Origin of the sequence: Anaerococcus sp. Marseille-Q7828 (genome assembly GCF_949769285.1) — a bacterium.
Lineage (GTDB): Bacteria > Bacillota > Clostridia > Tissierellales > Peptoniphilaceae > Anaerococcus.
On the sequence record NZ_OX458331.1, the window covers coordinates 1,436,559 to 1,449,299 of the forward strand.

The window sequence follows — 12,741 nt, forward strand, 5'->3', positions numbered from 1 at the left end:
TTATTCTTCTACATCGTAAATGTGGCCACAGTAGGCACATTTGTAAGATTTTTCTTCTTTGTCTATTAGGATAAATTTGCTTTCAACTGATCTTTCGCTTGTTGAAACGCATTTTGGGTTTTGGCAGGTTAGGATATCTGTGATTGTTTGAGGATATTCTATAGATTTCTTCTCAACAACCTCTTCATTTTTGATGATATTTACTGTTGCACTTGGATCTACCAAGGCTACTGCATCAAGATTAATATCTGTATGATCTTCTATCTTTATAATATCTTTTTTGCCCATGGTTTCGCTGCTTGCATTTAGGATAAGTGCAACTTCTTCTTCTAATTCTTCTAGGCCTAGTAGGTTAAATATTTTTAGGCCGTTGCCTGCTTTTATGTGGTCAATTACTACGCCGTTGTTTAAACTTGTGATCTCAAGCATTGTTTGCCTCCAATAATTTCAAGATAAGAGCCATTCTGACATACATTCCGTATTTTACTTGGTTAAAGTAAACTGCCCTTGGGTCCTTGTCTACTTCTGTTGCAATTTCGTTTACCCTTGGTAGTGGATGAAGGATTATCATATCTTCCCTAGCATCTTTCATCTTTTCATTATCAAGGACATAGGAATCTTTAAGTCTTGTGTATTGGCTAGTTGAGAAGAATCTTTCCTTTTGAATCCTTGTCATATATAATATGTCACATTCTCCTATGACTTGTTCTAGGTTTCTAACTTCTTCATATTGAGAATTCTCATCAAATACTTCTTCTTTAACATATTGTGGTAATTTTAGTTCATCTGGTGAGATTAGGATGAATTTGTTGTTATCAAACATATTCATAACCTTGATAAGTGAATGAACTGTTCTACCGTATTTCAAATCTCCAACTATACCTATGACGTGGTTATCCAAGCTTTCCTTGTATTGGCAGATGGTTAGGATATCTGTAAGGGTTTGGGTTGGGTGTTGGTGGCCGCCATCGCCAGCATTTATGATTGGACAATCTGCTGTAAGGCTTGCTAGATATGCAGCTCCTTCTTGTGGATGGCGCATAGCTATGATGTCAGCATATTGGCTTACTGTCCTTACTGTATCTGCAAGGCTTTCTCCCTTGGTGGTTGATGAGCTAGCTGCTTCAGAAAAGCCTACTACCCTGCCGCCAAGTCTGTTCATTGCTGATTCAAATGATAGTCTAGTCCTGGTTGAAGGCTCAAAAAAAAGAGTCCCTAATAACTTCCCATCACATATGTGAGAAAAGTCACTGGGACTCTTAACTATTTCATTTGCTAAATCAACAATTTCGTATAAATCTTCTTTTGTCAAATCTTCTGAGTTTAATAAGTTTTTAATTTTGATCATTTAGCACTCCTTAATTTTTTTCAATTTTACACGAAATAAATTGACCTGTCAACTATTTTTATGAATTTTTTAAATTTTCTCTAAGTTCGCTGATAGATTGAGTGGTGACATTTACCCTATCAATAGCCAAATCATCGAGAACTTCATCTACCTTATCCTTGTTAGTAAATTCAATTTCCATATATGGTTCTGGGTAGGTATTCTTATCCCAAATATCTATATCAAATCTTTGACCCTTGTAGGTATATGATCTTCTTTCCTTCTCTCCTTTAAACTGCAATGAAACTCCCAATTGGTTTAGGATCTTTGTCATCATAGAAATAGAATCAATATTTACAGTGTATTCCCTGTTAACTCTAAAGTCATCTACATTTTCAACTTCCTTAAAGGTTAGCTCGATTTTTTTACTATCATCAGTGAATTTGGTCTCACGAATTCTTAGGTAGCCATTGGAAAAAGCTCCCTCTTCTGGGGCAAAGGTGTAGTTGGTTTGATATTCACAGCTTACCTCTTGGCCGCCTAAGGCTAACAATTTTTCTTCCATCTCATCAACATCTATATTTAAAACTTTTACTTCAATTTCTCTTTGCATTATCCTATCCTCACTGCTTCAAAATTTATATAATCGCCTGCTATACATTTAACATCTATACCGTCAAAAATCCCCTCTTTGATAAGCCTATGGCCAATACCGTGGAGGTGGCCGTAGACAAGGTGTTTGACCTTGTAGTCCTTGCAAATATCAAAAAACTCATTAAAGGTCCTATCTACATTGATTGGTGGGTAGTGGAGCATTACTATCTTTTCTTTGTCAGAGGCATTTTTTAGGGAATTTTCAAGCCTCATAAGCTCCCTATTAAAGACCTTCTCATCGTGGTCTGTAAAGTCCTTGCTATCCCTGCTCATCCATCCCCTAGTCCCACAAATCTCATAGCCCTCTACGGTAAATGAATTGTTTTGGAGAAAATCTATGGTCGAAAGGCCCAAATTGTTGATCTTATTAAGCGAAGTCCACCAATAATCATGGTTGCCCTTAAGGATAATCTTTCTGCCATTTTTTTCATCAATCTTTTTTAGATCAATATAGGCATGATCCAAATCCATGGCCCAAGATATATCACCAGCTAGTAAAACCGTATCATCTGGACTAATGATGTCATTCCACTTGTCAAATATTCTATTTTGATAATCTTTCCAGCCATCACCGAAGACTTCCATGGATTTTTCTTCTGTATAATCTAAATGCAAGTCAGCTAGTCCATAGATCATATATCCTCCAAATCAATTATCTTATAATCAATCCCTTCACTATTTAAAATATCTTCCTCTCGCCCATGGCAAGTAAAATATATTATCTGCCTAAAATCTCCTAGGTCCAATAGGTAAAATAGGGCGATTCTCAGTCTATCAAGGTCATAATTTATAAAGGCATCGTCAAATATCATAAAAGTATCCAGATTTTGCTCGTTAATAGAAAATTTAAAGGCAAAATTCATCTGGTCATAAAAACCTGTGGAAAGCCTATCCAAATCCAAATAGCTGCCGTCCTTTTGTAAAATTTCTGGCAGAAGATTTTCATCATAGGTGATTTTCTCATACTTGCCCTTGGAAAGCTGGGAGATTATATGTGAAACTTCCTTGCTGTGCTTGACAAGATTTGAATTATTATCTTTGCTTATCTCATCAATTATTTCTATGGCAAGATTTAGCGCCTCTATCTCTTTTTCCATTTGGGAAAGTTTTTCTTTTTGAAAGTTTAGATCATCTTCTAGGTCAACTTCCTTTGAAAGTTTTTCCTCAACAGCTGCCAAATTCTTCTCCAAGGCTAAATTGTCGTCATTTAGCTTTTGCAAATCTTGGTCAATCTTGCTAATCTTATCGTATATCTCATTGATATCGACATTTTTAATGGCCAAATAATCTTCTAGATTAGAATTTTGCATTTCTAGGACTCTTATAAGCTCTACTAGTCTCTCCTTATCTTTGATAAGTCCCTTATAAATTATATAATTTTCATCTAGATTATACTTCTTATCTGTATTTTTTCCCTTTTTGTACTTTTCTATAAAATAAATCACTAGGGGCAAAACAAAGGCAAGGGCCAAAAGATATGACAATTTGCTTTGTAACCAGAGCATGACAAAAAATAAGGAAGTAAGAGCGTAGATGAGGAAATTTCTCCAATCAATCTTATTATGAGAATCGTCTAGATTATAATCTTTGTATTCTTCGTATTTGGCCAGCTCTTTTTCTATGAAATTAAGCTCGTTTTGGTATTTGATTTGCTCTTCTAAGCTCTTGTAAGATGGGTTGTCCCTATAGTCATCCCTAATCTTTTTTAGTTCGTCCAATTCCTGCCTATGTCGGTCTATTTTGTCTCTATTTTTGTAAAGTTTTTCCAAGTCATTATTGTAATTCTTCCTCAAAGATTTAAGGTAGGCCAGATCATTTTCTAGATTTTCTATCTTCTCAGTGGTTTTTGCATAGGCTTTGGTATATGCCCTGGGAGTGCCAATCTCTGCCAGTCTCCCTTTTAGATTTTCTATGGCAAGGGCTGGAGAAAAGTAATAATCATCGCCAGAACTTAGTATTTCACTAATCTTATCCTTTATAGCAGCTAAGGATTCCTGGCTTTGGTAATTGGCAATTAGATTTTTATACAAATCATAATCTATTCCAAGGAGAAACTCTCCTGGATAGTTGAGATTACTGGCCTTAGATTCTACTACTTCATTAGTGTCCAGATTATAAATCTCATATGTCCCATCAAAGAAATTGCGGCTTATCCTGTAATTTGTCCCATCCTTACTAAAAATCCCGAAGCCAGCATACTTATATGAATGTGTGGGCTTATAGATTTCCTGTTTCTTGTTAAAGTGGCGGACCTTTTTCCCATCGTCAAAACCATAGAGTAGGCCTTCTATAAAACTTACTATGGTGGACTTGCCGGATTCGTTTTTGCCGTAGATTAGATTAAAGGCAGGGGAAAATTCTATATGAACATTTTCAAATTGACCAAAGGAGATTATGTATAATTTCTCGATACAAAGACTCATTTTTTGCTCCTTAGTATGGCATCGCAACCTAGCTTTAGGGCAAGTTTTGATATTTCGTCATCCTTATCTCTTAAGCTTTCTTCAAATTTGCTCAAAAGTGTATTAGGATAAAGGCTAGATAGATTTTCCATATCCAAACTTTGATCTATTTCTACAAAAGAAAAATCTGCCCTAAGCTGATTTTGGATATTTTTACTATTGATGCTATCTCTTGACCTAATTTTAAGTCTAAGAATATTTTTCTTATCCGACAAGTTTTGATTTACATATTCTATCAAGGCATTTTCATCAGCAAAATCATCATAAGATAGGTCAAAAGTCTTAAATTCCATTAGATTAGAATTTATATGACTAAGCTTTCCATTATCATATAAGATATAACCAAAATTTTCTGTATCTGCAAAAGAGCGTGGTTCTATGCTTGATGGATAGTGGATGTTTTTATAGGACCTAGCCTTGTGTATATGGCCAAGACCCACATAGTCAAAGCCTACTTGGCTAAGCTTATCCTTATCTAAATCTAGGTAATTTGTAGGGCTATCAGATATATCTCCATGGGCCAAAAGTATATTATAATAATCCCTATCCAAGGAGATATCATAGGGAAAGTCCCCAGCATATATTCTATCGGTATAGGAAAGTCCATAGATTCTCACTCTTTCATTTTCAAACATAGATAGCTTTTCGCTTGTGAAGATATGGAGATTGTTTGGTTTTTGGTTTAGAAAAATCTTATTATAGGAATCAAAGTAATCGTGGTTGCCAGTTACATAATAAATGTCTTTGCCAAATTCCTCAAAAATGGCAAAGAGTCTAGCAAAATCTTTGGATGAAAAGTAAGACCTCTCAAAGAGGTCTCCTGCTATAAGGGCAAAGTCTACATCTTTGTTGGTCGCAAAGATATTTTCAAAGGACTGCCAGGTATTTTTCCTAATGAAAGAACCAAGGTCATCGCTAAAAGTCGAATTATCCGCCAAATGAGCATCTGCCAGGTGGATAAATCTCATAGATTGTTTACCTTTTCTATTAATTTAATGTTGCTTTTGACGTCAAAAACTGTGATTGCACCATTTTCAATCCAAAAACTTTCCCAATCGCCTAGATCCTTGAGAATCCAAAATAAACAGGACTTGATGGCAATGCCGTGGCTTACGCAAAGGGCATTTTCATTTTTCTTTGAAATCTCATCCAAAAATTCGCTAGTTCTTTTGATAAGATCCATCCTAGATTCACCATTTGGATATCTGGTATTAAATGGATCTTTGTCTTGTTCTTTGAAAAATTCCTTGTAATTGGTCCTTACTTCTACAAAAGATTGGCCTTTGAAATCTCCAAAATCTAGTTCATTGATGCGAGCATCCGGGGTAAAATCCTCAAAGCCTAGCATCTTAGCAGTCTGTTGGCTTCTTAGCAAGGCTGATGTGTATACCTTATCTATCTTGTATTTTTCTAGGGCGCGCCTAGTGTTTACCAAAACATTAAATCCGCTCTTACTAAGTTTTGTACTATCAAGTGAATAAAGACTTGACATATTTGCTTCAGTCAAGCCATGTCTTACTAAAATAATCTTCATTATTACTCCTTTGTCCTTTTATATTAAACTATCCCCATACAAAAACAAGGCCAAGGACCTTGTCTTTGTTGGGTGAAAAACTCAAATTAAGAATATCTAAGTATCACTTAATTGCTTAAGTTTTATCTACTATAAAATTAGATACCCTATTTATTCCCCGCTACTCATAGCTTCAGCCATGTCTATCTTCTTTAGCTTATTATGAACTATCAATAGTAAGACTATGGAAATTGCTATGGTGATAAGTCCACTGTATAAAAACGGTATAAAATGGACCCTGTAGGCTAGGAGTATGTCTCTTGGTGCAACAACAGATATTATATATCTAAACATTGCAATTCCTAGGAAATATCCAAGAATTATTCCCAGTATGGTTAGAATAAATATTTCTCTAAATATATAAGATGTCACTTCTTTTGGATAAAATCCTAAGACCTTGATAGTTGCAAGCTCCCTCTTACGCTCGCTTACATTAATATTTATCAAATTGTAGAGAACTACTAGGGCAAGCATTACAGAAACTAGGGTTATGACCCCTATAACTAGGTTAAGATTTGCCATAAGCACATCAATTGATGCGTAGATTACAGTTGAATTGATGATGGCGTTTACTGCTGATTCATCTTCTATATCTTCTATAATTTGGTCAGCATCTCCTATTAGATAAGTGGCGTTTGTTGTAAGTTTACCTCCTGTTATGGCTTCAAATTTCTCCTTATCCATGTAGATATAGTTACCAGTGTAATTTTCCGCTATATTACTTATAGTGAAATCATAGGTCTTGTCCTTGTAGGAAAGCTTTATGGTATCGCCAGGGGCAAGCTTAAGGGCTTTGGCAATTTTTTCAGTCATAACAGCTTCTTCACCCTCTAGCTTTATAGGATTTCTCTTTAAGTCATATAGACTTATAAATGAATCAAAGTCATCTCTTGAATTTGCCACAACTAGGGAAGCTTCACGGGTCTTATCATCGCCCTTTAGCTTTACATCTTCCATTCTGATAGGATGGGACTTGTATGGCTTAATCTTTTTATTAAAGCTTTCTATGTCAGAATCTTTGGCCTTTTCATCTACAACAGCTATCACATCGTAGTGGCTAATCATATCCTTTTGAAGGTTTATGGTATCTTTGATTGAATCAATCATAGCAAAACCAAAGAAGGTTAGGGCTGTACAGCCAGCTACTCCAAATAGGGTCATAAACATCCTAGACTTGTACCTAAATAAGTTCCTAGATGTTATCTTTTGCAAGAATGATAGGCGTTTCCAGATTGGCTTAATCTTTTCTAAGACTATCTTCTTGCCTGGATCTGGTGACTTTGGAAGTAATAATGCAGCCGGAGTTTCCTTTAAAGTTTCTTTTGATGATAAAAAGACTGTAAGGGCAACTAATAGCGACGATAGAATCACCGCAAAGACCATGTAAGGCAATGGATTGACATAGTCTATGCCTAGGTTTCCAAATCCTGAGGAATAAGCCTTTATAATAACTTCTGCTACTACAAATCTTCCAATGATTGCGCCAATAATTGAGCCAATAAATGTTGGGATTATCCCATATAGATAGAATCTTTGGCTGATTTGCTTATTTGAATATCCTAGGGCCTTCAAGGTCCCATTAATTGTTCTTTGCTCATCTATAAAACGCTTCATGGTTGTAAGGGTTACAAGCATGGCAACCAGGTAGAAAAATGTCGGGAAAACCTTGGTAAGCTCGTCCATATTTAGGGAGTTTTGATAGTAGGTATTGATCCCCTCGTTATCTCTGATAGTTTGGATATCATATTCTGGGTCGACTAGTCTTGCCAATGTGTCTTTGGCATCAGATATTTGATCTTTACCATCAGCTATGCCCTTTTGGGCGTCCTTTTTCTCATTTTCAAACTTAGAAAGATTTGTCTTATACTCTTCTTCCCCGTCTAAGATTTCCTGGTAGGCATCTTCCAATTCTTTCTGGCCCTTGGTCCTCTCGTCGGCAAGCTTCTTTAGGCCAGCCTTATAATCAGTCCAACCCTTGTCAATCTTAGCTTGGTTTTGATCTATTTGTGCTTTGGCAGAGTCTAAGGCTCTTTGGCCAGAAATTCTGTTATTTGTCAGCTCTTCCTTACCTGCTGTAAGTTTGCCAAAGCCTTGGTCAATTTCCTTTTGCTTGGCATCTAATTCAGCCTTTGCTGAGTCAATCTTTGATTTTTCACTATTATAGCGATTTTCTAGGTCATTTTTATTAGCTTCATAGTCTGCTAGACCCTTTTCATATTCTTGATAGCCTTGCTCTAGCTGGGCCTTCATAGCCGCAATTTCTTCTGGGCTAGGCTTAGGGGCTTCTTGATTTTCTTCAGGCACATTCTCATTGGCTTCTGGATTTTTATTTGAGGACTCCAAGAGGTCGATTTCTGCTTTCTTGGCATCCAGTTCTGCCTTAGTCGCTTGAAGTTTTTCTAAAGCCTTTGCAAGTTCATTTCTAGGACCTGCAAATTCTTCATCTAGCTTTTTATATCCCCCTTCAATGTCTTTTTTGCCTTGGTCAATTTCTGCTTGTCCACTTACTAATTTTTCTTCATTAGCCTTAAGCTCAGCTTCTGCTGCGCTAATTTTATCCTTAAAATTCCTAAGGTTATTTTGATAAGTTAGCTTGCCAGATTCAAGTTCGTTTTGTCCATTAATGAGCTCAGCTTTTGAATCTTCAAGTTTTTTCTCAGCGTCGGCAATCTCTTTGGCAAAATCTTCCTTGCCTTTTTGGTAGTCAATATTTGCCTGGTCTAGGTCTTTGCGACCGTCTTGTAATTTCTTTTCTGCATCTGAGATTTGATCTTTAGCATCGTCTATGTCTTTTTGGGCATCATCTAGGTCTTTTTTGCTGTCACTTCTTATATCAGCCAAAACCTCTCCAGGACGATTGGCAAAGGCTTCTTCGATTTCTTCCTGCTTTTTGTCCACATAGGCTAGGTATTCATCGCTTGTCCTATCCATGTCCTTAGTTTTTTTGTAGGATATATTAATCTCGCCAAATTTGTCCGTATCAAAATCATCTTCCATGACAAAAGCGTATCCATCGATTTCCTTTTTGGCAGTAAAAGATATCTCTCTCATATCCTCCATAAAATAATCAGAAGATTTGAAAAAACCTACGACCTTGTAGGTCAGACTTTTCATCACTTCTTCGTCAACTCTGGCATTTTCTATATAGGAAAAGCTTAGTTCATCGCCTATTTTTCTATTACTTGCAAGGCCAATATCAAGGGCAATCTCACCAGATTTTTCTGGCATACGCCCTTCTACAACAATAGACTTTTTAATATCTTTATTGTAGGATTTAAGCCTTATTAAACTCTCCCCTTCCATAAGGTCGGCTGTTTTGACCTTGGTCATCTTTTCTATGTCTGGGTCTCTTTTTAAAATCAGCTCATCTTCATAATCCAATCCATAAGTAGAGGTCACTATAATATCAGCATGATCGTAGGTCTTTAAGGACTTATCAAGAGTATTTCTCATAGATGGCCCAGTCAAGGTAAGTGCTACCACCACTAGGGCGGCAAGTCCTACCATTATAGCAATGGATGCCACCTTGCCCTTGGTGTTTTTAATATCTTTGAGGATATTTTTAAAGTAAGTCTTATTCATAATTACCACTCGATTTCATCAATTGGCTTTGGATTGTCATTTACATAATTTTCCACTATTTTTCCATCACGAAGCTCTATGACATCATCTGCCATAGGTTTTATGAGGGAGTTGTGGGTTATGATTATAACTGTTGCTCCCATAGATCTAGATGCATCTTGGAGAAGTTTTAGGATGTTTTTGCCTGTTTCATAGTCTAGGGCTCCTGTAGGTTCATCACATAGCAATAGCTTTGGATTTTTGGCAAGGGCCCTTGCTATGGCAACTCTTTGTTGCTCTCCGCCAGATAGTTGGGATGGGAAGTTTTCTGACCTTTGTCCTAGGCCTACTTCCTCTAGTACAAGATTTGCATCTAGGGGGTCTTCGGCAATTTCTGAGGATAGCTCAACATTTTCAAGAGCTGTAAGATTTGGCACTAGGTTATAGTGTTGAAAGACAAAGCCTACGTCATTTCTCCTATAGGTCGTTAGATCCATATCAGAAAGTTCCGCTAGATTTTTGCCATCGATTAGAACATCGCCACTAGTGGCCTTTTCCATACCACCAAGGATATTTAAAAGTGTAGTTTTTCCTGCTCCTGAGGCACCAACTATTACTAGTAGCCTGCCTTTTTCTAGCTCAAAGGATATATCATCATTAGCAAGTATGGTAGAGTCACCAGACTTGTATTCTTTTGTTAGATTGTTTAATTGAATGTATGCCATAATAGCCTTTCTATTTTTTACTTATTATCTTAATTATACCTATTATTAGAATTAAGTAATCAATTTTTAGCTTTATAAAGCTTTTCAAAATTTTCTCTTCTCAAAAACCAGGCAAAATCTACTTGAAAACGCCTTGCGTATGAAGAAGTCTTCATAGACCTTATAGTATCTAGTACTTCTTTTTCAGAATAATCGAGTATAAGCATCCTAAGATCGTAAGTAATCTTAAAATCTTTTAGGATGTCATCAAGCTTTACTACCATAGATCCAAGGTCATTCCAAGCATCTTGGAAGAGGTACAAATATTTTAAATTCTCTAAGTACTTTGTACCATAAGTCATTTGTCTATTAGTACTTATTAGTCTGTCTTTATCAACATTAACACTTCTTTGATCTTCAATAGCTAGATTAACATTTTGTTTATCTGGATCATATTTCTTTTCATATACTTCAGTTTCCCAACGAACTATGACCCCGTTTTCACGAATTGGATAGCGTCTAATGTAACCTTCTTTTATAAGTTCATCAATCCCAGACCTAAAAGACCTGATCCCATCCTTAGAATGGGTGATAATTTCATCAAAATAAATGACCCAATCACCAGGTAAGGACAAGAGATAGGTCAAAATCCCCTTGGCCTTAAAGGATAGATTTTCATCTCTCAAGTAATCGTTATCAACTATAGTAAAATTCTCATTTTTTTGTATTTTCTTTGCAATCATAACCTACTCCTTTTACCTTTATATAGGAAAAAAGAGTAATTATTCCCGAATAATATAAAAAACCTCCCAATATATACTATTGGAAGGTTATTTGCAATCAGGGCATAGGCCCCTATATGTAATATCTACACTTTCTATTTCATAGTCAGAAAGCTCTTCTATCTTATAGTCATTATTATCTTTTAAATCGATGATTTTGCCGCATTTTACGCATATAAAGTGGCTGTGACAATCCTTGGCAAATTCATATCTCTTACTTGTTAGGTTGAAGTCTAATTCTTTTACTATGTTTTTTGCTGTAAAAATCTTTAGCGTATTATAAACTGTCGCCTGAGATATGACAGGATCTATCTTTTTTAGATCAGTGAATATTGTTTCAGCTGAAGGGTGTTTGTGATTTTTTGATAAATAATCAAGGATTAAAAGTCGCTGGTGAGAAACTCTTATACCATTATCTTGCAATAATTGTTTTTCTGCTTCTAGTCTTTCTGCTGGCTCTAAGAATTCTAAGTTTTGAATCTTCTCTTCCATCCAATCCCCCCTTTATCTTAGTATATCATTATACAATGTTACTATTATATTACAAGATAGATAAAATTACAAATAAAAAAAGCCCTCAATGAGAGCTTTTTAATGTTAAAGTTAATTAAGCAATTTCTACTTCTGCGCCAGCTTCTTCTAGTTTAGCTTTTAGTGCTTCAGCTTCGTCTTTAGAAACTTTTTCAGCTACTGGTGCTGGAGCGCCATCAACTAGAGCTTTAGCTTCTTTTAGTCCAAGTCCAGCTGCGTCTTTAACAACTTTGATTACGTTGATTTTAGCTTGTCCAGCTGATTTTAATACAACGTCAAATTCTGTTTGTTCAGCTGCACCTGCTTCACCAGCGCCTGCTGCTGCTGGAGCTGCTGCTACTACTGCTGCTTGAGCTGTTACGTCAAATTCTTCTTCGATTGCGTGTACTAGGTCGCTTAGTTCAAGTACTGTAAGAGTTTTGATATCTTCTAATATTTGTGTTACTTTTTCACTTGCCATTTTTAAATTCTCCTTAAATATTTATTATTTCTAAATTATGCTTCTGTTGTTTCTTCTGCTACTTCTCCTGCTTCTTCTTTTTTAACACGTACTGCATCAAGTGCAAGAGCAATTTTGCCGATTGTGTTATTAAGATCACCAGCAAGATGTTGAATTGGTGCTTGTAATACATTTGCAAGCATTGAGTATAGAACTTCTTTGTTTGGTAATGATGCAATTGCAATCATTTGTTCGCCAGTTTGGATAGTTCCATCTAGTAGACCTGCTTTTATTAGTAGCTTTTCTTTTTGTTCGTCGCCTTCTTTTCTGTAGTCAACTGCAACTTTTGGTCCTGTTACAGAATCTTCGTTTGAAAATATAAGAGCGTTTGAACCCTTAAGTTCGCTTACTAAATCTTCATAACCAAGTTCTTCGAAAGCAAATCTCATCATTGTGTTTTTGTAAACTTTGTATTCTGAGTTACCTTCTCTAAATTTGCTACGTAGGTCAGTGATCTCTTGTACGTCCATTCTATCAAAACTTACAAGAGTTGTTGATTTTGCGTTTTCAATCTTTTCTTTGATTTCATTTACAACTACTTGTTTAGCTGCTATAGCTTTTTCGCTCACTTTTTCACCTCCTAAAGGCTAACTTGTGGTAAATATAAAAATCCCCAACAAAGCTAAGCATGACTTACCATGCTTACAC

13 protein-coding genes are annotated in these 12,741 nt (G+C 36.0%); all 13 read right to left on the minus strand.

All coding sequences use genetic code 11. The features are described from left to right. The gene (locus QNH69_RS06850) at positions 1 to 429 is read right to left on the minus strand and encodes an aspartate carbamoyltransferase regulatory subunit (RefSeq protein ID WP_282929753.1); all 429 of its coding nucleotides are present in this window, start codon (positions 427 to 429) and stop codon (positions 1 to 3) included. Then, positions 422 to 1,348 carry an aspartate carbamoyltransferase gene (gene pyrB, locus QNH69_RS06855; RefSeq protein ID WP_282929754.1) on the minus strand — a complete coding sequence of 309 codons (927 nt, stop codon included), beginning with the start codon at positions 1,346 to 1,348 and terminating at the stop codon, positions 422 to 424. Before pyrB ends, QNH69_RS06850 begins: the two co-directional genes overlap by 8 nt. A 58-nt stretch (positions 1,349 to 1,406) precedes the next feature. After that, on the minus strand, positions 1,407 to 1,940 hold the full coding sequence (locus tag QNH69_RS06860; protein ID WP_282929755.1) for a class IV adenylate cyclase: 534 nt from the start codon (positions 1,938 to 1,940) through the stop codon (positions 1,407 to 1,409). Then, a complete protein-coding gene (locus QNH69_RS06865) occupies positions 1,940 to 2,617 on the minus strand; it encodes a metallophosphoesterase (protein ID WP_282929756.1) in 678 nt (225 codons plus the stop codon). Before QNH69_RS06865 ends, QNH69_RS06860 begins: the two co-directional genes overlap by 1 nt. After that, positions 2,614 to 4,404 carry an AAA family ATPase gene (locus tag QNH69_RS06870; protein ID WP_282929757.1) on the minus strand — a complete coding sequence of 597 codons (1,791 nt, stop codon included), beginning with the start codon at positions 4,402 to 4,404 and terminating at the stop codon, positions 2,614 to 2,616. The genes QNH69_RS06865 and QNH69_RS06870 overlap by 4 nt, the downstream gene beginning before the upstream one ends. Then, positions 4,401 to 5,411, minus strand: a complete 1,011-nt coding sequence (locus QNH69_RS06875) for a metallophosphoesterase (protein WP_282929758.1) — start codon at positions 5,409 to 5,411, stop codon at positions 4,401 to 4,403. Before QNH69_RS06875 ends, QNH69_RS06870 begins: the two co-directional genes overlap by 4 nt. Further along, positions 5,408 to 5,977 (minus strand): histidine phosphatase family protein, encoded by a 570-nt coding sequence (locus tag QNH69_RS06880; protein WP_282929759.1) that lies wholly within the window; start codon positions 5,975 to 5,977, stop codon positions 5,408 to 5,410. The genes QNH69_RS06875 and QNH69_RS06880 overlap by 4 nt, the downstream gene beginning before the upstream one ends. 150 nt (positions 5,978 to 6,127) lie before the next feature. Next, positions 6,128 to 9,598, minus strand: coding sequence for an FtsX-like permease family protein (locus QNH69_RS06885; protein WP_282929760.1), 3,471 nt, complete (start codon positions 9,596 to 9,598; stop codon positions 6,128 to 6,130). A 2-nt stretch (positions 9,599 to 9,600) separates the two neighbouring features. Further along, the gene (locus tag QNH69_RS06890; protein WP_282929761.1) at positions 9,601 to 10,302 is read right to left on the minus strand and encodes an ABC transporter ATP-binding protein; all 702 of its coding nucleotides are present in this window, start codon (positions 10,300 to 10,302) and stop codon (positions 9,601 to 9,603) included. A 59-nt stretch (positions 10,303 to 10,361) separates the two neighbouring features. Continuing rightward, positions 10,362 to 11,024 (minus strand): hypothetical protein, encoded by a 663-nt coding sequence (locus QNH69_RS06895; RefSeq protein WP_282929762.1) that lies wholly within the window; start codon positions 11,022 to 11,024, stop codon positions 10,362 to 10,364. An 87-nt stretch (positions 11,025 to 11,111) separates the two neighbouring features. Beyond that, entirely contained in the window at positions 11,112 to 11,555 is a 444-nt protein-coding gene (locus QNH69_RS06900) for a Fur family transcriptional regulator (protein WP_282929763.1), read from the minus strand. 115 nt (positions 11,556 to 11,670) lie between these two features. Beyond that, complete coding sequence (gene rplL, locus QNH69_RS06905) at positions 11,671 to 12,054, minus strand: 50S ribosomal protein L7/L12 (protein ID WP_282929764.1); 384 nt, start codon at positions 12,052 to 12,054, stop codon at positions 11,671 to 11,673. A 35-nt stretch (positions 12,055 to 12,089) separates the two neighbouring features. Further along, positions 12,090 to 12,662 carry a 50S ribosomal protein L10 gene (gene rplJ, locus QNH69_RS06910; protein WP_282929765.1) on the minus strand — a complete coding sequence of 191 codons (573 nt, stop codon included), beginning with the start codon at positions 12,660 to 12,662 and terminating at the stop codon, positions 12,090 to 12,092. Positions 12,663 to 12,741 lie beyond the last annotated feature (79 nt).